This is a genomic window from Pseudomonas sp. Seg1 (genome assembly GCF_018326005.1).
Taxonomy (GTDB): domain Bacteria; phylum Pseudomonadota; class Gammaproteobacteria; order Pseudomonadales; family Pseudomonadaceae; genus Aquipseudomonas.
The window spans coordinates 5,068,717-5,087,227 of sequence record NZ_AP021903.1 but is presented as its reverse complement, the minus strand read 5'-3'; the positions used below and the strand labels follow the sequence as shown (position 1 = coordinate 5,087,227).

Below are 18,511 nucleotides of genomic sequence, written 5' to 3'. Positions count from 1 at the left end.
TCACTTCCGTTTCCGGGTAGAATGCTCGTTCGCATGCGGCCATGAGGGCTGCACGGGCGACGCTCACGGGGCCGCCCTCCATCCCTTTAGTGTGGAAGATCCTGCCGATATGTTTGCGCCTTTGTTAAAGAAACTTTTTGGAAGCAAGAACGAGCGTGAAGTCAAACGCATGCTCAAGACGGTGCAGCTCGTCAATGCCTTCGAAGAGCAAATGGTGGCCCTTTCGGACGATCAATTGCGCGCCAAGACCAATGAGTTCAAGGCCCGCATCGCCAAAGGGGAAACCCTCGACAAGCTGCTGCCAGAAGCCTTTGCGGTCGCCCGCGAAGCCGGCAAGCGCATCATGGGTATGCGCCACTTCGACGTGCAGCTCGTCGGTGGCATGACCTTGCACGAAGGCAAGATCGCCGAGATGCGTACCGGTGAGGGTAAAACCCTCGTGGCTACCCTGGGCGTTTACCTCAACGCACTGTCCGGCAAGGGCGTGCACGTTGTGACGGTGAACGACTACCTGGCCCGCCGTGACGCCAACTGGATGCGCCCGCTGTATGAATTCCTCGGCCTGACCGTCGGCGTCGTGACGCCGTTCCAGCCGCCGGAAGAGAAGCGCCAGGCGTACGCCGCCGACATCACCTACGGCACCAACAACGAATTCGGTTTCGACTACCTGCGCGACAACATGGCGTTCAGCATGGAAGAAAAATTCCAGCGCGAACTCAATTTTGCCGTGATCGACGAAGTCGACTCCATCCTCATCGACGAAGCGCGTACTCCGCTGATCATTTCCGGTCAGGCCGAGGACAGCTCCAAGCTGTACATGGAGATCAATAAACTGATCCCGCAGCTGGAACTGCACGTCGAAGAAGTCGAAGGCGAAGTCACCAAGGCTGGCCACTACACTGTTGACGAGAAGACCCGTCAGGTCGAACTCAACGAAGCCGGTCACCAATACATCGAAGACATGCTCACCCGCGTCGGCCTGCTGGCTGAAGGCGAGAGCCTGTACTCGGCGCACAACCTGGGCCTGCTGACCCACGTTTACGCCGGTCTGCGTGCGCACAAGCTGTTCAACCGCAACATCGAATACATCGTGCAGGACGGCCAGGTCGTGCTGGTTGACGAACACACCGGTCGTACCATGCCGGGCCGTCGTTTGTCCGAAGGCCTGCACCAGGCCATCGAAGCGAAAGAAGGCCTGAACATCCAGGCCGAGAGCCAGACGCTGGCTTCGACCACGTTCCAGAACTACTTCCGCCTGTACACCAAGCTGTCCGGCATGACCGGTACCGCTGACACCGAAGCGTTCGAATTCCACCAGATCTATGGTCTGGAAGTCATGGTCATTCCGCCGAACAAACCGTTGGCGCGTAAAGACTTCAACGACCTGGTGTTCCTCACGGCCGAAGAGAAGTACGCGGCCATCGTGGCGGACATCAAGGAAAGCATGGCGGCCGGTCGTCCGGTGCTGGTGGGTACTGCGACCATCGAAACCTCCGAGCACATGTCCAGCCTGCTCGTGAAGGAAGGCATCGAACACAAGGTTCTGAACGCCAAGTTCCACGAAAAAGAAGCCGAGATCATCGCGCAGGCCGGTCGTCCGGGCGCGCTGACCATCGCCACCAACATGGCCGGTCGTGGTACCGACATCCTGTTGGGCGGTAACTGGGAAGTGGAAGTGGCTTCGCTGGAAGACCCGACCCCTGAGCAGATCGCCCAGATCAAGGCCGACTGGCAGAAGCGTCACCAGCAAGTGCTGGAGTCCGGCGGTCTGCAGGTTATTGCTTCCGAGCGTCACGAATCCCGTCGTATCGACAACCAGCTGCGTGGCCGTGCCGGCCGTCAGGGTGACGCCGGTTCCAGCCGCTTCTATCTGTCGCTGGAAGACAGCCTGATGCGCATCTTTGCCTCTGACCGGGTGAAGAACTTCATGAAAGCTCTGGGCATGCAGCCGGGCGAAGCGATCGAACACCGCATGGTGACCAACGCGATCGAGAAGGCGCAACGCAAGGTTGAAGGCCGCAACTTCGACATTCGCAAGCAACTGCTCGAGTTCGACGACGTCAACAACGAACAGCGTAAAGTGATTTATCACATGCGTAACACGTTGCTGGCCGCTGATAACATCGGCGAAACCATCGCCGATTTCCGTCAGGACGTGCTCAACGCCACCGTCAGCGCGCACATTCCGCCGCAATCGCTGCCTGAGCAGTGGGACGTAGCCGGTCTGGAAGCGTCGATTGCCAGCGACTTCGGCGTGAAACTGCCGATCCAGCAATGGCTCGACGAAGACGATCACCTGTACGAAGAAACCCTGCGCGAGAAGCTCATGACCGAGCTGATGGCGGCGTACAACGAGAAAGAAGACCAGGCCGGTGCCGACGCACTGCGCTCCTTCGAGAAACAAATCGTTCTGCGCGTACTCGACGATCTGTGGAAAGACCACCTGTCGACCATGGACCATCTGCGTCACGGCATCCACCTGCGTGGTTATGCGCAGAAGAACCCGAAGCAGGAATACAAGCGCGAGTCGTTCACGCTGTTCTCCGAGCTGCTGGATTCGATCAAGCGCGACTCGATCCGTGTGCTGTCGCACGTTCAGGTTCGCCGCGAAGATCCGGAAGCCGAAGAGCAACGCCTGCGTCAGGAAGCCGAAGCGCTGGCCGCCCGCATGCAGTTCGAACACGCCGAAGCGCCTGGTCTGGATCAACCGGAAGCCTTGGGTGAGGAGGTCGATGTGGCCCTCGCCACTGCCCCGGTTCGCAACGAGCAGAAGCTGGGCCGCAACGAACTGTGCTACTGCGGTTCGGGCAAGAAATTCAAGCATTGCCACGGGCAGATCCAGTAAAACCCGTTTCAATCGCTGAAATACCCGCGCCGCGACCGGCTTCTGCCGTCGCGGCGTTTTGCCATTTAAACCATCGTCGCTGCGAGTGGCGGTGCTGACATCATTGAGTAAGGAGCGCATTCATGGCTGTTGGTCTTGGTCCTTTGCCAACGTTGCACCCGGTTGCCGGTTTTGAACTCGGTATCGCCTCGGCCGGCATCAAGCGCCCGGGGCGCAAGGATGTCGTGGTGATGCGCTGCGCCGAAGGCTCCACCGTGGCGGGCGTGTTCACCTTGAACGCCTTTTGTGCGGCGCCGGTAATTCTGGCGAAAAAACGCGTACACAACGCCGTGCGTTATTTGCTGACCAACACTGGCAATGCCAACGCCGGCACCGGCGAGCCTGGTTTGGCTGCTGCCGAGCGCACCACCGCGAAACTGGCCGAGCTGACGGGCGTCGATGCCAGCCAGATTCTGCCGTACTCCACCGGGGTGATCGGCGAGCCACTGCCGGTCGAGAAGATTGAAGGCGCACTGCAAGCCGCACTGGACGATCTCTCGGAAAACAACTGGGAAGCGGCCGCCACCGGCATCATGACCACTGACACTCTGCCAAAGGGTGCCAGCCGCCAGTTCGAACATGATGGCGTGACCATCACTGTCACCGGCATCAGCAAAGGTGCGGGCATGATCCGCCCGAACATGGCCACCATGCTCGGTTACATCGCCACCGACGCCAAAGTCTCCCGCGATGTGCTGCACAACCTGATGCTCGACGGCGCCAACAAGTCGTTCAACCGCATCACCATTGACGGCGACACCTCGACCAACGACTGCTGCATGCTGATTGCCACCGGCAAGGCTGCGCTGCCGGAAATCACCCGTGCCGAAGGCGAGTTGTTCGCCAAACTGAAACAAGCGGTGTTCGAAGTGTGCATGGACGTGGCCCAGGCCATCGTTCGCGACGGCGAAGGCGCAACCAAGTTCGTCACCGTTGAAGTCAATGGCGGCGGCAATCACCAGGAATGTCTGGACGTCGGCTACACCGTGGCGCACTCGCCGCTGATCAAGACCGCGTTGTTCGCCTCCGACCCGAACTGGGGCCGTATCCTCGCCGCTGTCGGCCGTGCCGGCGTGCCGGATCTGGACGTGAGCAAGATCGACGTGTTCCTCGGCGACGTGTGCATTGCCAGCCGTGGCGCGCGCGCTGCGACCTACACTGAAGCGCAGGGCTCGGCGGTGATGCAGCAGGAAGAAATCACCATCCGCATCGAATTGGGTCGTGGCGATTGCAGCGAAACCATCTGGACCACCGACCTGTCGCATGAATACGTGAAGATCAACGCCGAATACCGCACCTGATCCATAAGGTGGGAGCGGTTTCCGGCCTCATCGCTGGCAAGCCAGCTCCCACAGGGGTTTTTGTCGTTCACAAATATTGCGGACACCAAACTACCTGTGGGAGCGGGCTTGCCAGCGATGACGGACGACCAGACGCCAGACATTCTGGATTGTTTCCCTGACGAGAAGGCACCCAACCATGTCCCTGCACCTGATCATCGGCGACAAACTGCTTTCCTCCTGGTCCCTGCGCGCCGCCCTGGCCGTTGAACTGACCGGTGCGCCCTACACCGAAGAGCTGATCAAACTCGGCAAGCCCGACACTCGCGAGCAACTGCTCAAGCTTTCGCCGACCGCGAAGGTGCCACTGCTGAAAACCGCCCGCGGCACCATTGCCGACTCTCTGGCGATTGCCGAATACCTCGCCGAGCAGTTCCCGTCCGAGCAGCTCTGGCCAACCGATCTCTTCGCCCGTGCTCAGGCCCGATCTGCCTGCGCACAAATGCACAGCGGTTTCTTCGCCATGCGCAACCACATGCCGTTCAACCTCAGCCACGACGCACCGCTGAACCCGGTGCCGCCGGAGGTGAAGGTCGATATCGAACGCATGCTCGCGCTGTGGGCCGAATGCCGTGCCGTCGCCACTGAAGAAGGGCCGTACCTGTTTGGCCGTGTGAGCCTGGCCGATGCCTTCTTCGCCCCGATTGCAGTGCGTCTGCGCACCTATCAGGTTAAGTTGCCGGCCGCCGACGCAGCCTATGTTGAAACCGTCTACCAATGGCCGGCCTTCAAGGCCTGGCAAAAGGCTGGACTGGAGGAGTTGAATCCGTGAAACGTGTACACGTCGCCGCCGCTGTCATTCGTGACGAGGCTGGCAAAATTCTCATCGCTCGTCGTGCCGACACCCAGCATCAGGGTGGTCTGTGGGAGTTTCCCGGTGGCAAGGTCGAGCCTGAAGAGTCGGTCGAAACAGCACTGGCCCGCGAGCTGCACGAAGAGTTGGGCATTGTCGTGGGTGCTGCCCGACCCTTGATCAAGGTGCGCCACGACTACCCCGACAAACAGGTATTGCTGGATGTCTGGGAAGTGTCGAGCTTCAGCGGCGAACCCCACGGCGCAGAAGGTCAACCGTTGGCCTGGGTCACCGCGAAGGAGCTGGCGAACTACGAGTTCCCGGCTGCCAATCAGCCGATTGTGGCGGCGGCGCGTTTGCCCGCTGAATACCTGATCACTCCGGAAGACCTCGAAACGCCAGCCTTGCTGCGTGGCATCCAGAAGGCAATCGCGGGCGGGATCAAATTGATCCAGCTGCGCGCGCCGAACGGTTACGACCCCAGGTATCGCGATCTGGCAGTGGACGCGGCGGGTCTGTGCGCGGGCAAGGCGCAGTTGATGATCAAGGGGCCATTCGAATGGTTGGGAGATTTCCCGTCCGCCGGTTGGCACATCACCGCCGCGCAGTTGCGTAAATATGCGGCAGCGGGGCGTCCATTGCCGGCGGAGCGCTGGTTGGCGGCGTCTTGCCACAATGCCGAAGAACTGGCGCTGGCCGAGCAGATGGGTGTGGATTTCGTGACCCTGTCGCCGGTGCAGCCGACGCTGACTCACCCGGATGCGCAGCCGCTGGGTTGGGAGCAGGCTTCGACGTTGATCGAGGGGTTCAGTAAACCGGTTTTCTTGTTGGGCGGAGTAGGCCCGACTGAGCGCGAAAAAGCCTGGAACTGCGGGGCCCAGGGTGTGGCGGGGATTCGCGCATTCTGGCCTGATTCTTTGTAAAGGCGGCTGGCCTCATCGCCGGCAAGCCAGCTCCCACAGGTTTTTGGGTTTACACAACATTTGTGAACGACACAAAGCCCTGTGGGAGCTGGCTTGCCAGCGATGGCGTCCGTTCAGACGCTACCTCTCTGCGGGTTTCGCCGCCGGCTGCCAGAGAATCTCCGCCACCCCCTGCCGCCGTGCAATCAGCCTTGCGGCCACAAATAACAAATCCGACAACCGATTGATATACGCCAGGCCAACCCCGGCCAACGGCTCAATCGCATTCAAATGCTGACAGCGTCGCTCGGCACTCCTCGCCAGGCTCCGGCACACATGGGCCTGCGCAATCAGCATCGAGCCGCCCGGCAGAATGAAATTCTCCAGCGGCCCCAACTCTTCATTCCAGACATCAATCGCCGCTTCCAGACGCTCGATTTCCGCCGCGTTCAGCGCCTGATATTCCGGCATGGCCAACTCGCCACCGAGGTCGAACAGTCGATGCTGACAAGGCGCCAGCACCTCGATCAATTCATTCAACCCGGGCGTCGCTTCACGCTCGGCAATCAATCCGGCAAGCAGTACGCCGACCTGACTGTTCAGCGTATCGACTTCGCCAATCGCCTCGATGCGCGGGTGATCCTTAGGCACGCGGCGACCATCGCCCAGGCCGGTTTCGCCTTTGTCGCCAGTGCGGGTGTAGATCTTCGACAGGCGAAAGCCCATGGGTTACCTCGTCAGTTGATTGGTTTCGGCAGCGATGGGCAGTGGCTGGGTCAGCGGCAGGCGCAAGGTGAAACAGGTGCCTTGCCCGGGCGCCGACTGCACTTCCATCTGCCCTTTGTGATTGTTGGTGATGATGAAATACGACACGGATAAACCAAGGCCCGTGCCCTGGCCGATTTCCTTGGTGGTGAAGAACGGCTCGAACGTGCGTTTGCGCACGTTCTCGCTCATGCCGATGCCGTTGTCCTCGACCTGAATCTCCGCCCACGGCGGATTAAGCTTGGTGCGCAGAATAATCCGTCCTGGCTCGCTGTCGTCTTCGCGCTGGTGAATCGCTTGCGCGGCGTTTTTCAGCAGATTGAGCAGCACTTGTTCCAGCTCGTTGGCCGTGCCTGGCACTGGCCCGAGCGCCGGGTCGAACTGGCGGATGATCGCCTGACCCTTGAAGTCGAAACCGATGGCCAGATCGAAATCATTGCCGGCGATTTCCACCGCTTGATCGATCAGTGCCGGCAGATCGCACGGCGCCATTTGCCGAGTGCTGCGGCGGCTGAAACTGAGCATGTGCGTGACGATTTTCGCCGCCCGTGCCCCAGCCTGTTGAATACCGTCGAGCAGTTGCGGGACTTCACGCCCTTGCAGGTAACGATTGACCGTGTCCAGTTCAATGCCCAGTTGCTCGGCGGTTTCGAGGTTCTTCGGCAGCTCCGTCGACAAGCGCCGGCGGATGTTTTGCACGTTGTGCAGTATCGCGCCCAACGGGTTGTTGATTTCGTGGGCCATGCCGGCGGCGAGGCCGCCGACCGAAAGCATTTTTTCCGACTGCACCATCATTTCTTCCAGCGACAGGCGCTGGGTGATGTCGTCGATACGGATCACCACGCCACGGCCGGCACCACCCATCAGCGGGTAGAAGGTCAGGGCGTAATGCTTGGGCTCATCATCCTTGAACCAGGTAACGCGCTCGACTTTCGCCACGGTGTGTTGCTCGACGGTTTGCTTGAGTTGCGGCAGAAACGGCTTGAGCGGTTCGAAGGCGAGGAAGATCGGCTGGTTCAGCGCTTCGTCCAGCCGCGTGCCGGAGAGCGCGCTGGCTTCCTGGTTCCATTGCGTGACGTAGAGCTGCTCATCGAGGGCGATCAGCGCGGACGGCATGGAGTCGATGATGCTGTTGAGGTAGTTCTGGAAGCCGGTGAGTTTCTTCTCGATCTTGCTGCGCACCTGCACTTCCAGTTCCAGCTTGCGATTGGTGTGACGGGTTTCTTCGGCCAGCCCTTGGGCCTGATCGTAAGCCGCTTGTGAGTCATCGCGGGCGCGTTTGAGTTGCTGCTCGCGGGCTTCGATGCGCGAGAGCATGGTGTTGAACGCCTCGGCGAGGCTGCCGATTTCGTCATGATTGCCGCGTGAGGCGCGCAGGGCGTAGTTCTCTTCGCGCGTGACCTGCCGGGACAACTCTTCAAGCTGATGGATCGGCCGGGTGATCAGGCGTTTGATCTGCCGGGCAATCACCAGCCACAACAGCACGCTGAAAATCAGGATGCCCAGGCTCGCCGTCAGCGTGCCAGTGTAGAACGCCATCGGCAGCTCACTGCTGGCCACCAGCAGCAGATGGCCCGGCGCGGTCCCGGGACGGGGCAGGGTGATCAGTTGGTTGCTGCGAAACTCGGTGAGTTGCCAGGCTTCGATGTGCCGGTAGCGTTCCGGCAGAGCGAGTTTGTCACCGTGTTGCACTTGCGCGAGCCGTTCGCCTTTGCCGTCATACAGTGCGGCGGCGCGCAGCGGCGAATAGCTGTCGAGTTCCTTGAGCAGGCGTTCGGCACTTTGTGGCGATTGCAGGGCTTCACTGACCAGACTCGGGTTGGAAATCAACCGGCCGATGGTCTGCAAGGCCTGCGGGGCCATGCTTTCCTGGGAGATGTAATAGGCGGCGCTGATAAAAGTCAGGTTGGCGACCAGCAATACAGTGGTCAACAGCACCAGCAGGGCAGCCAGCAGTTTCTGGCCGACCGGCAGGTTTTCGAGGCGCTGGCGCAATGGCATCAGGGTTATCGCAGCAAAGGAACAAGTGGCCAGCGTAGCCGCTGCTCAGTCGCTGGGCAATCCAAGGCTGTGCAGATGCGCCACCAGGCGTTGCTGTAATTGATTGAGGTGCGGCAGGTTCAATTGGTGGCGCTCAGCGACTTTGCAGGCGTGGCCCAATAGATAGCTGATTTCGGTGCGGCGCTGGTTGGCCACGTCCTGATACATCGACGAGTAATTGGCGGCGGTGGCCTGGATTACCCGTTCGACTTCCTGTTGCAGATTGTCCGCCGCTGCCGGTTGGCCGCAACGCTCCAGCAATTCGGCCAGTTCCGCGCACAGTGTGGCGACTTCACAATGATGGGCCTGCAATCCGCCGTTACGGCAACCGTGCAACACGGTCAACGGATTGATCGCGCAGTTGAGTGCCAGTTTGCGCCACAGCCGCGTGAGGATGTCGGTGCTCCATTCATGGGGGATTTTCGCTGCCTCCAGATCGTCCAGCCAGATCGGCGCGACCGGATGCGCGACATCGCCGAGCCAGGTGAAACCGTGGCCGGCGAACACCACACGCCAGTCACCGTCGCGGAACGCGCCCTCGGTGCTGGAGGCGCTGATGCAGCGCGCCTGCGGCACTTTTGCGGCAACGGCGTCCTGACTGCCGAGACCGTTTTGCAACAGGATCAGCTCGGCATCGGTTGTCAGGCGCGGCGCGAGGAGGGCGACGGCCCTTTCAGCATCGTAGGCCTTGCAGGCCACCAGCAGGCGACGGATCGGTCCGGGGCTGTCCGGGGTTTCGCCGGGAACTGCATAGGTATTCGCTTGTCCCTGTTCCACGAGCGTCAAACCGCCCGCCGCGTTGTAGCTTTGCAAGCGCACCGCGTCGCGCACGATCAGCCTGACCGGCACTCCGGCCCGAGCCAGTCGTGTAGCCCAAAGTGTGCCGAGACTGCCGGCGCCGAGAACATGCCAGGGGGTAGACATCAGTTTTTTGCTCGATTGGTTGCAGGCATGTGCGGCTCGCCGTGTCGACAGGAAAAGACCCGTTATAATGAGCCCGATTTTAACCGCAAGCCAAGCGCGCTCCATGCACATCGAGCGCGCCTTTTTTATTGGAGAGATTACATGCCGTCGTTCGACGTGGTATCCGAACTGGACAAACACGAACTCACCAACGCGGTCGAGAACGCCGTGAAGGAACTCGATCGTCGTTATGACCTGAAAGGCAAAGGCAGTTTCGAGTTCAAGGAAAAGGACCTCACCGTCAGCCTGACCGCTGAAGCCGGGTTCCAGCTGGAAGCGATGATCGAAATCCTCAAGCTGGCGCTGGTCAAGCGCAAGATCGACGTGCAGTGCCTTGAGGTCAAGGACGCTTACGCTTCGGGCAAGCTGATGAAGCAGGACGCCATCCTCAAGGAAGGTATCGACAAAGAGCTGGCGAAGAAGATCGTCGGCCACATCAAGGATGCCAAGCTCAAGGTGCAGGCCGCCATTCAGGGCGAGCAGGTACGTGTGACCGGCAAGAAGCGTGACGATCTGCAAGAAGCCATCGCCGCCCTGCGTGCCAAGGAATTCGGCATGCCGCTGCAGTTCAACAACTTCCGCGACTAAGCACCTCGTTACCCTGTGGGAGACAGCAAAGCCCCTCCCACATTGAATTTATGTACACCCCGGCGGTTTTCTGCCGTTCATCCCTCGCGTGCCGAATGGCCGGAAATCAGGAGTTAAAACATGGATTTGAATGCTGAGGTAGACAACCTGGTCAAGGCATCCCAGGCGTGGATCCCGATGATCATGGAATACGGCAGCCGCGTGCTGCTGGCGGTAATCACCCTGGCCATAGGCTGGTGGCTGATCAACAAGGTCACGCAAAAACTGGGCGGTCTGCTGGCTCTGCGTAACGCTGATCTGGCGTTGCAAGGTTTCATCAGCAGCCTGGCCAACATCATTCTCAAGGTGTTGCTGATCGTCAGCGTCGCCTCGATGATCGGCGTGGAAACCACTTCGTTCGTTGCCGCGATCGGTGCTGCCGGTCTGGCCATCGGTCTGGCCTTGCAGGGCAGCCTGGCAAACTTCGCCGGCGGTGTGCTGATTCTGTTGTTCCGTCCGTTCCGTATCGGCGACTGGATCGAAGCGCAAGGTGTGTCGGGTACCGTCGACAGCATTCAGATTTTCCACACGGTGCTGCGTACCGGCGACAACAAGACCATCATCGTGCCAAACGGCAACCTGTCCAACGGCATCATCACCAACACCAACCGTCAGCCGACTCGCAAGGTTGTGTTCGATGTGGGTGTGGATTACGAAGCTGATCTGCAAAAGGCCCGTCAAGTGTTACTGGATTTGGCCAAGGATGAGCGCGTGTTGCAGGATCCTGCGCCACAGGCCGTCATTTCGACTTTGGGCGACAGTTCGATCACGGTTTCCCTGCGTGTGTGGGTGAAAACCGCAGACTATTGGGATGTGATGTTCATGTTTAACGAACAGTCCCGCGATCGTTTAAAGACTGCCGGCATTGATATCCCGTTTCCGCAACGGGTGATTCGGGTAGTTCAGGAAACTGCGGTATAGAAACAACGTTGAGAGCTGGCCCAGCGGTCAGTTAATTAATGAAAAGCCCAAGAGTTGTTCGCACTCTTGGGTTTTTTTATGGGCCAGGTAAAAGTTTGCTGGCTAATAGATAGCTGGCTAAACGTTATTGTATAAAGGTGAGTTGCCAGAGCCATAAAAAAACCGCCCACCTGAAACAGGTGGACGGTTCTTTTTAGAGCAATGCTCTGAAGTAACGCCGATTTACATCCTGATTACAGGATGTGCAGCGGGTACTCAACGATTACACGCACGTCGTTGTTGTCTGCGGTGTAGTCGGCGTTGTACGCACCGTTTGCACGATAGATCGCGCTACGCAGGCGGAACGACAGATCCTTGGCTGGACCTTCCTGCAGTACGTATTTGGTTTCGAAGTTGAACTCGTTTTCCTTACCTTCGGTGTCGGACGAGGTCTTGATGTTGTCGCCTTTGACGTAACGCGCCATGAAGCTCAGGCCAGGAACGCCGTAGGTCTTCATGTTCAGGTCGTAGCGAGCCTGCCAGGAGCGCTCGTCGCGACCGATGAAGTCGGAGATCTGGATGGAGTTGGCTACGAAGATCGTGCTGTTACCGTCCACGCCGTACAGGTAGTTGGTGTCACCGGTGGAACGCTGGTGAGCGATGGTGAATTTGTGTGCACCGATGCTGTACGCCGCTGCAAGGCTCCACAGTTTGTTGTCCAGTTCGCCGTACAGCGCCTGGCCCTGATCCTTGGTGCGGTAGCCGTTGAAGTCGATGTTCAGCGACTGCTCGTCATTGATCGGGAAGGTGTAGTTGGCGTTGATGTATTGCTTCTTGAAGTAGTCATCAACGTCCGACGCAGCAACACCGGCAACGAAGTTATCGGTGAACTGGTAGGTGGCGCCAGCGATGTTGGCGCTGGTCAGGCCCGGGGTGGACTTGCCGTTGATGCTGTCCTTGCCCATGCCGGTTTGCGAGCTCAGCGCAGTGAAACGACCTGCGGTCAGTTCCAGACCCTTGATCTCTTTGCTGGTGAGCAAGGTGCCTTCAGCGACTTCTGGCAGCAGACGGCTGTCATCGGTAGCGAATACAGGGCTGGCAACGAATTGACGACCGTACTTCAGAGTGGTGTCGGAGAGGCGGAACTTGACGGCTGCGCCAGTTTTGCCTTGAGCGTTTTCTGGCTCGTTGTCGCCATTACGGGCAAACAGACCGTTACCGGAACGACCTTCGCCACCATCCAGCTTGACGGTGCCCATGGCCATCGCGTCAAGACCAAAACCGATAGTGCCTTGAGTGAAGCCCGACTCGTAGGTCAGCAGTTGGCTGACACCAGTGTCCTGACGATAACCGCTTTTGAAACCGCCACCGTCTTTGGCAATGTTGCCGGCGCCATTACGGAAGTCACGGTTCATGTATTCCAGACGGGTTTTCAGATTCAGGCTCTGATCTTCCAGGAAACCCTTCGCGTCATCTTGAGAGGACGCTACTGCGAACTGCGAGGTGCCTGCTGCGACAGCCAGGGCGATCATGCTCCACTTCATCACGCGCATCGTGATTTGCTCCTTTGGTTTTTAGAAGAGTACTGCCGTCCCACCTGTTTTATTATCTGGGCGGCTCTTTCTTTTTGTGTCGGCGCAAACTTATATCACGCCGACATTGTTGGCGATACTTGCGAATCTAACCTTGCACCTTCTTTACGACGCTGTCGCAATTGGCTGTGTAGATGTCGCAAATTCACAGTACCGATGCAATCGGACCGACAACTTTTTCGCTGTTTTTCTAGCCTTTTGCATCGCTAAAAAAGAGTCCCTGGCAAAACACTTGAATCTCCATCGGGCAACCCTGCCACTATTTTCTTCGGGCTTAAGGCTCCCACTTCCCGTGGTGCGCTTATAGTCCATATGAGTACGAATGCAACAAGCGTGCACAAACCGCAATATCGGTGCGGTTATTTTTTAGAACGCTTGTCTTTACCTGTAAAAGCCTCATGAATACGGGGCGCCAAGCCCCTTTCTATCAGGGCTTGACGCCATTGTTTCTATGTTGTTGCCGCACAGCTTCAAGCGCGCGACAACCAAAAACGTTACCGGTTCACCCCACAAGTGAGTATTCGGCGGATGCCCGACGCACTGAGCGTAGACGCACTGTGCGGTTTTGGTGCAAAAAAATTTACCCGCTGTACCGTATTCATACAGTTCAGGCTATGGGTGCTTTGTGCTCGCCTCAGGTTTTTTCAACCATTTCAGCGTGATGCTTCCGTTTCGGGTTCTGTACTGGTGCAGGGTTTCGATAAATGTCACATCTCGGGGCGCTCAATCGGCACTGCCGTCGTGAAGGCGAGCGCTTTCGCAGGTATGCTGCCGGTCTGTCGCTTGGCGCGCCGCACTTGGGCGGGGCCGCTAAGCTCAATTATGTAGATCAGCCGGGAGTGCGCGCAGTGTTTGCTTTAGATTCACGACTTCAACAGGACACGCTGGCAATCGGCGACTTCCCGCTCTGCCGCCTGCTGCTGTCCAACGACGCCAACTACCCATGGTTCATCCTGGTGCCTCGTCGCGACGATATCAGCGAGTTGTTTCAGTTGGATGTCGCTGATCAGCAACAGCTATGGCTGGAAACCACAGCACTGGCCGAGTTGCTCAAGGACTTGTTCGATGCCGACAAAATGAACGTCGCGACTCTGGGTAACGTGGTCAGCCAGATGCACATGCATGTGATCGTTCGTAAACGTGACGACGCTGCATGGCCGGCCCCGGTCTGGGGCAGGCATCCGGCAAAGCCTTATAGCAGCGAGCAGGTGGCGGCCATCCGCGCGCGGTTGCGTGTGGTGCTGACCGAAGATTTCACCTTTGTGGAGGGCTGAATCATGAGCCTGGAACAACGTGTTACCGAACTGGAAAGCCGTCTGGCGTTTCAGGACGACACCATTCAGGCGTTGAACGACGTGCTGGTGGCGCAGCAGCGCGTGGTCGAGCGTCTGCAATTGCAGATGGCCGCGCTGCTCAAGCGTCAGGAAGAAATGGTCGGGCAGTTCGAGTCCTTCGAAGAAGAGGCGCCGCCGCCGCATTATTGAGGCGGGCACTTTCCGCCAGGCGAAAAAAAAACCGCGAACAGCACGCTGCTCGCGGTTTTTTTATGCCTTGGATCAGCGACGCGGCAGAGCGGCGATCACGTCCTCGGCTTGCAGGCCTTTGTCCCGGTTCATTACCGAGAACTCCACGCGCTGGCCTTCAACCAGAACGCGGTGGCCTTCGCCACGGATTGCACGAAAGTGCACGAAAATATCATCGCCGGAATCCCGGGAGATAAAGCCGAAGCCTTTGGACGTGTTGAACCACTTGACGGTGCCGGTATCGCGGTTGGTCATGTCGTAGTTGGTTGGCGCGGCAGCCGGTGAAGATCGATAGAAGCTGACGGCCAGGTGTACAACCACGGCAACCAGGGCAATCACCAGACTGAACAACACGGCTGGCTGGCCGGCGATGACGGGCATCGGCGCGATCAGGGTCAGGGTTTGCAGGACGACGGTCAGCACCAGAAGAGCGCTGGCCAGATTTTGCAGATGCTGGCGTGGACCTTTGTTCCAGTAAGGAATTACGGGAGCAATGATCAGGTTCAGCAGGCCGAAGAAGGCCAGGTAAAGTGCATCGGGTTGTTGCAGGTAGGGAACGGCTTCGGATTTCAAGCTAGGTATGAACGACAGCAGCAAGGCCGCTGCGCCCATTAGCAGGTGGACGATTTTCAACATTTTGATTGGCTCACGTTATGACGGCTCACAAGGAAGAGCTGAAGGCGCACGGTTCGCTTCGCAACAAAATAAGAGGCGGTAGGCACGTACACGGCATCAGCCTATGCGCAACACCCCGGAAAATGGGGCATGGCGACACACTGCCTATTTAACAGCAAAGCCTGCGGCTACTCAAATCAGCCCGGCCAGCGGCAAGGCGGCCGGTCGATTTGTCGCAGGGTGTGCGCTGATTCGGGGCTGCGGGGTGTCGACAGCCTTGCTAGAGTGGGTCTGCACCTGTTGGATGAATTCAATCGCCGTTAGGGGGTAAACATGGCAATCGATATCGGTATCAGTGAAGAGGATCGCAAGTCCATCGTCGAAGGACTGTCGCGTCTGCTGTCGGACACCTACGTGCTGTATCTGAAAACCCATAACTTCCACTGGAACGTCACCGGTCCGATGTTCCGAACGCTGCACTTGATGTTCGAAGAGCAATACAACGAGTTGGCGCTGGCCGTTGACCTGATCGCCGAGCGCATTCGCGCGCTGGGTTTTCCGGCGCCGGGCGCCTATGCCACCTATGCACGTCTTTCTTCGATCAAGGAGGAGGTCGGTGTGCCGAGTGCCGAGGACATGATCAGGCAACTGGTCGACGGTCAGGAAGCGGTGACCCGCACCGCGCGCGGTATCTTCCCGCTGCTCGACAAGGTCAGCGATGAACCGACGGCTGACTTGCTGACCCAGCGCATGCAGGTCCACGAGAAAACCGCGTGGATGTTGCGCGCCTTGCTGGAAGCCTGACCCCCGGCGCGCGGGCATGCCTTGGGCGTGCCCGCGTCGTCCGGAATCTTACCTCTGTCGTCGGCTTATCCTACGGTGATGGTCAATAAGTCATCTGGATATAACTTTGTGTCTGCGTTTTGATGAGGTCACAGGATGTGGCTTTGCAAACAGGTAGAGATGACAAAGGAGTGTCACCGATATGGTAGAGGGAGACAGGCGAGGCGACAGGATCGTCGGCTTGCCGCATGAGCTGAAATTCGATCCGTTCGCCAATGAATTCGACATGTCACTGATTCAGCCGTTGTCACGATCCGTGCGATTGAACGGCTACGCGACATGCCTGCGGCTGGAACAGATTTACTGGAATATCCTCGGCAACATGGCCGCAGACAATTGCTGTTCGATCAGTTCGCTGTTGTCCCACGTCGACCGTGAGGTGCATTTGCGTCACGGCGGGGTGAAAAATTTCAGCGCGCTGGTGCGAGTGGTGTGTGTCATGAATGGGGTCGGGGAAGCCAAATCGGCGAAACCAGCCTGAAACAGCGGTTGCAAAGGAGGTGGCGGCCTGTGCAGTCTTACGGCTGCACAGGCCGCATTTAATGGATATAATCCCGCTCTTTCGCCGCAAAGCCCTGCGCGCGGTGGCAATCTGATCGCCGAGACACCCCCATGCCGATGTACGATTACCAATGCGCTTCCTGTGGTCATCAGTTGGAAGCCATTCAAAAGATCAGCGAGGCTCCGCTGGTCGACTGCCCTGCCTGCCAGGCGCCAGAGCTCAAGAAACAGCTGTCCATGCCGGGCTTTCGCCTCAGCGGCAGCGGTTGGTACGAAACCGATTTCAAGACCGGAACCAAGAAGAACCTGGCCGGTGGCGACAAAGCTGACTAGGGTTCAAACCCAGGTTGAACGACACGCGTGAGTTTCCGGGCCGCTTCAGTGCGCCGGGATCTCCACCGAATATCGAATGACGAGAAGCGAACCATTATCATGATGCGCAGCCACTATTGCGGCCAACTGAACGAAAGCCTGGAAGGCCAGGAAATTACCCTTTGCGGATGGGTTCACCGTCGCCGCGACCACGGCGGGGTGATTTTCCTCGATATCCGTGATCGTGACGGTCTGGCCCAGGTGGTGTTCGATCCGGATCGCGCCGAGAGCTTCGCCGCCGCCGATCGCGTGCGCAGTGAATACGTGGTGAAGATCACCGGTAAGGTACGTCCGCGTCCGGCCGGTGCCACCAACGCCAACATGGCGTCGGGCATGATCGAAGTGCTGGGCTACGAACTGGAAGTCATGAACGAAGCGGAAACCCCGCCGTTCCCGCTCAACGAGTTCTCCGACGTGGGCGAAGAAACCCGTCTGCGCTACCGCTTCCTCGACCTGCGTCGTCCGGAAATGGCCGAGAAGCTGCGTTTGCGTTCGCGCATGACCACCAGCATCCGTCGCTTCCTCGACGAGAACGGCTTCCTCGACGTCGAAACGCCGATCCTCACCCGTGCGACTCCGGAAGGCGCTCGTGACTATCTGGTGCCGAGTCGTACCCACCCGGGTTCGTTCTTCGCGCTGCCGCAATCGCCACAGCTGTTCAAGCAACTGCTGATGGTTGCTGGCTTCGACCGTTACTACCAGATCGCCAAGTGCTTCCGCGACGAAGACCTGCGTGCCGACCGTCAGCCAGAATTCACCCAGATCGACATCGAGACCAGCTTCCTCGATGAAAAAGACATCATGGGCCTCACCGAACAAATGATCCGCAACCTGTTCAAGGAAGTGCTGGATCTGGAATTCGGCGAATTCCCGCACATGACCTTCGAAGAAGCCATGCGCCGCTACGGTTCCGACAAGCCAGACCTGCGTATTCCGCTGGAACTGGTCGACGTTGCCGACCAGCTCAAGGAAGTTGAATTCAAGGTCTTCAGTGGCCCGGCCAACGATCCGAAATGCCGTATCGCCGCACTGCGCGTTCCGGGCGGGGCGAGCATGCCGCGCAAGCAGATCGACGACTACACCAAGTTCGTCGGCATCTATGGTGCCAAGGGCCTGGCGTACATCAAGGTCAACGAGCGCGCTGCCGGTGTTGACGGTCTGCAATCGCCGATCGTGAAAAACATCCCTGAAGACAAGCTGAACGTGATCCTCGATCGTGTCGGCGCAGTCGATGGTGACATCGTGTTCTTCGGTGCCGACAAGGCCAAGATCGTCAGCGAAGCTCTGGGCGCGCTGCGTATCAAGCTCGGTCACGACCTGAACCTGCTGACCTGCAAGTGGGCGCCAATGTGGGTCGTCGACTTCCCGATGTTCGAAGAGAACGACGACGGCAGTTTCTCCGCACTGCACCACCCGTTCACCGCACCGAAGTGCACGCCGGAAGAGCTGGAAGCCAACCCGGCCGGCGCGCTGTCCCGTGCTTACGACATGGTGCTGAACGGCACTGAGCTGGGTGGCGGTTCGATCCGTATTCACCGCAAGGAAATGCAGCAAGCAGTGTTCCGCCTGTTGGGTATCAACGAAGCGGAACAGGAAGAGAAGTTCGGCTTCCTGCTCGATGCGCTGAAGTACGGTGCACCGCCGCACGGTGGTCTGGCCTTCGGTCTGGACCGTCTGGTGATGCTGATGACCGGCGCCCAGTCGATCCGTGAAGTGATCGCCTTCCCGAAAACCCAGAGCGCTGCCGACGTCATGACGCAAGCGCCGGGTGTGGTGGACGCCAAGGCGCTGCGCGAGCTGCACATTCGTTTGCGCGAAACGCCAAAGGCTGAGTAAGACGGGCCTGAAGGC

General features: G+C 58.8%; 17 protein-coding genes. 12 read left to right on the top strand and 5 right to left on the bottom strand.

Annotated features, from left to right (window positions below):
• The first annotated feature begins 109 nt into the window (after positions 1–109).
• From secA to KI231_RS22870, 4 genes are all read left to right on the top strand, one after another.
• Positions 110–2,845, top strand: a complete 2,736-nt coding sequence (secA, locus tag KI231_RS22885) for a preprotein translocase subunit SecA (RefSeq protein WP_103303940.1) — start codon at positions 110–112, stop codon at positions 2,843–2,845.
• 122 nt (positions 2,846–2,967) lie between these two features.
• Complete coding sequence (argJ, locus tag KI231_RS22880) at positions 2,968–4,185, top strand: bifunctional glutamate N-acetyltransferase/amino-acid acetyltransferase ArgJ (RefSeq protein ID WP_134176729.1); 1,218 nt, start codon at positions 2,968–2,970, stop codon at positions 4,183–4,185.
• A 178-nt stretch (positions 4,186–4,363) separates the two neighbouring features.
• Positions 4,364–4,996 carry a glutathione S-transferase family protein gene (locus KI231_RS22875; RefSeq protein WP_213026409.1) on the top strand — a complete coding sequence of 211 codons (633 nt, stop codon included), beginning with the start codon at positions 4,364–4,366 and terminating at the stop codon, positions 4,994–4,996.
• A complete protein-coding gene (locus KI231_RS22870; RefSeq protein ID WP_213026408.1) occupies positions 4,993–5,940 on the top strand; it encodes a Nudix family hydrolase in 948 nt (315 codons plus the stop codon). Before KI231_RS22875 ends, KI231_RS22870 begins: the two co-directional genes overlap by 4 nt.
• Positions 5,941–6,060: 120 nt before the next feature.
• Here KI231_RS22870 and KI231_RS22865 read toward each other — a convergent pair whose 3' ends face one another.
• From KI231_RS22865 to KI231_RS22855, 3 genes are read right to left on the bottom strand one after another with little or no spacing between them, the layout of a single operon-like run.
• On the bottom strand, positions 6,061–6,645 hold the full coding sequence (locus KI231_RS22865) for a cob(I)yrinic acid a,c-diamide adenosyltransferase (RefSeq protein ID WP_213026407.1): 585 nt from the start codon (positions 6,643–6,645) through the stop codon (positions 6,061–6,063).
• Positions 6,646–6,648: 3 nt separating this feature from the next.
• Positions 6,649–8,685 (bottom strand): sensor histidine kinase, encoded by a 2,037-nt coding sequence (locus tag KI231_RS22860; RefSeq protein ID WP_213026406.1) that lies wholly within the window; start codon positions 8,683–8,685, stop codon positions 6,649–6,651.
• Positions 8,686–8,730: 45 nt separating this feature from the next.
• The gene (locus KI231_RS22855) at positions 8,731–9,648 is read right to left on the bottom strand and encodes a putative 2-dehydropantoate 2-reductase (RefSeq protein ID WP_213026405.1); all 918 of its coding nucleotides are present in this window, start codon (positions 9,646–9,648) and stop codon (positions 8,731–8,733) included.
• Positions 9,649–9,789: 141 nt separating this feature from the next.
• On the opposite strand from KI231_RS22855, the gene KI231_RS22850 reads away from it, so the two are divergent.
• Entirely contained in the window at positions 9,790–10,275 is a 486-nt protein-coding gene (locus tag KI231_RS22850; protein WP_008080210.1) for a YajQ family cyclic di-GMP-binding protein, read from the top strand.
• A 120-nt stretch (positions 10,276–10,395) separates the two neighbouring features.
• Positions 10,396–11,235 carry a mechanosensitive ion channel family protein gene (locus tag KI231_RS22845; RefSeq protein ID WP_103303947.1) on the top strand — a complete coding sequence of 280 codons (840 nt, stop codon included), beginning with the start codon at positions 10,396–10,398 and terminating at the stop codon, positions 11,233–11,235.
• Positions 11,236–11,468: 233 nt separating this feature from the next.
• Here the strand turns inward: KI231_RS22845 and KI231_RS22840 are convergent, their stop codons facing one another.
• Positions 11,469–12,767, bottom strand: coding sequence for an OprD family porin (locus KI231_RS22840; RefSeq protein ID WP_103303948.1), 1,299 nt, complete (start codon positions 12,765–12,767; stop codon positions 11,469–11,471).
• An 887-nt stretch (positions 12,768–13,654) separates the two neighbouring features.
• On the opposite strand from KI231_RS22840, the gene KI231_RS22835 reads away from it, so the two are divergent.
• Entirely contained in the window at positions 13,655–14,080 is a 426-nt protein-coding gene (locus KI231_RS22835) for an HIT domain-containing protein (RefSeq protein ID WP_103303949.1), read from the top strand.
• Positions 14,081–14,083: 3 nt separating this feature from the next.
• Positions 14,084–14,290 carry a SlyX family protein gene (locus KI231_RS22830; RefSeq protein ID WP_103303950.1) on the top strand — a complete coding sequence of 69 codons (207 nt, stop codon included), beginning with the start codon at positions 14,084–14,086 and terminating at the stop codon, positions 14,288–14,290.
• A 72-nt stretch (positions 14,291–14,362) separates the two neighbouring features.
• Here KI231_RS22830 and KI231_RS30170 read toward each other — a convergent pair whose 3' ends face one another.
• The gene (locus KI231_RS30170; RefSeq protein WP_103303951.1) at positions 14,363–14,965 is read right to left on the bottom strand and encodes a cold-shock protein; all 603 of its coding nucleotides are present in this window, start codon (positions 14,963–14,965) and stop codon (positions 14,363–14,365) included.
• A gap of 312 nt (positions 14,966–15,277) precedes the next feature.
• Here KI231_RS30170 and KI231_RS22820 point away from each other — a divergent pair, with 312 nt between their 5' ends.
• The 4 genes from KI231_RS22820 to aspS all read left to right on the top strand — a co-directional run bounded on the left by KI231_RS22820 (position 15,278) and on the right by aspS (position 18,496).
• Entirely contained in the window at positions 15,278–15,748 is a 471-nt protein-coding gene (locus KI231_RS22820) for a Dps family protein (RefSeq protein ID WP_103303952.1), read from the top strand.
• A 181-nt stretch (positions 15,749–15,929) separates the two neighbouring features.
• On the top strand, positions 15,930–16,268 hold the full coding sequence (locus tag KI231_RS22815; protein WP_213026404.1) for a ribbon-helix-helix domain-containing protein: 339 nt from the start codon (positions 15,930–15,932) through the stop codon (positions 16,266–16,268).
• Positions 16,269–16,399: 131 nt separating this feature from the next.
• Complete coding sequence (locus KI231_RS22810) at positions 16,400–16,621, top strand: FmdB family zinc ribbon protein (RefSeq protein ID WP_103303954.1); 222 nt, start codon at positions 16,400–16,402, stop codon at positions 16,619–16,621.
• A gap of 99 nt (positions 16,622–16,720) precedes the next feature.
• Positions 16,721–18,496, top strand: coding sequence for an aspartate--tRNA ligase (gene aspS, locus KI231_RS22805; RefSeq protein ID WP_103303955.1), 1,776 nt, complete (start codon positions 16,721–16,723; stop codon positions 18,494–18,496).
• Positions 18,497–18,511: the final 15 nt, after the last annotated feature.

What these genes read in the sequence shown, in the direction of transcription:
- KI231_RS22845 (WP_103303947.1), top strand. Translation starts at nt 10,396, where the DNA reads ATGGATTTGAATGCTGAGGTAGACAACCTGGTCAAGGCATCCCAGGCG.
- KI231_RS22875 (WP_213026409.1), top strand. Translation starts at nt 4,364, where the DNA reads ATGTCCCTGCACCTGATCATCGGCGACAAACTGCTTTCCTCCTGGTCC.
- KI231_RS22830 (WP_103303950.1), top strand. Translation starts at nt 14,084, where the DNA reads ATGAGCCTGGAACAACGTGTTACCGAACTGGAAAGCCGTCTGGCGTTT.
- KI231_RS22810 (WP_103303954.1), top strand. Translation starts at nt 16,400, where the DNA reads ATGCCGATGTACGATTACCAATGCGCTTCCTGTGGTCATCAGTTGGAA.
- KI231_RS22865 (WP_213026407.1), bottom strand. Translation starts at nt 6,645, where the DNA reads ATGGGCTTTCGCCTGTCGAAGATCTACACCCGCACTGGCGACAAAGGC.
- KI231_RS22850 (WP_008080210.1), top strand. Translation starts at nt 9,790, where the DNA reads ATGCCGTCGTTCGACGTGGTATCCGAACTGGACAAACACGAACTCACC.
- KI231_RS22840 (WP_103303948.1), bottom strand. Translation starts at nt 12,767, where the DNA reads ATGCGCGTGATGAAGTGGAGCATGATCGCCCTGGCTGTCGCAGCAGGC.
- KI231_RS22820 (WP_103303952.1), top strand. Translation starts at nt 15,278, where the DNA reads ATGGCAATCGATATCGGTATCAGTGAAGAGGATCGCAAGTCCATCGTC.
- argJ (WP_134176729.1), top strand. Translation starts at nt 2,968, where the DNA reads ATGGCTGTTGGTCTTGGTCCTTTGCCAACGTTGCACCCGGTTGCCGGT.
- KI231_RS22815 (WP_213026404.1), top strand. Translation starts at nt 15,930, where the DNA reads ATGGTAGAGGGAGACAGGCGAGGCGACAGGATCGTCGGCTTGCCGCAT.
- secA (WP_103303940.1), top strand. Translation starts at nt 110, where the DNA reads ATGTTTGCGCCTTTGTTAAAGAAACTTTTTGGAAGCAAGAACGAGCGT.
- KI231_RS30170 (WP_103303951.1), bottom strand. Translation starts at nt 14,965, where the DNA reads ATGTTGAAAATCGTCCACCTGCTAATGGGCGCAGCGGCCTTGCTGCTG.
- aspS (WP_103303955.1), top strand. Translation starts at nt 16,721, where the DNA reads ATGATGCGCAGCCACTATTGCGGCCAACTGAACGAAAGCCTGGAAGGC.
- KI231_RS22855 (WP_213026405.1), bottom strand. Translation starts at nt 9,648, where the DNA reads ATGTCTACCCCCTGGCATGTTCTCGGCGCCGGCAGTCTCGGCACACTT.
- KI231_RS22860 (WP_213026406.1), bottom strand. Translation starts at nt 8,685, where the DNA reads ATGCCATTGCGCCAGCGCCTCGAAAACCTGCCGGTCGGCCAGAAACTG.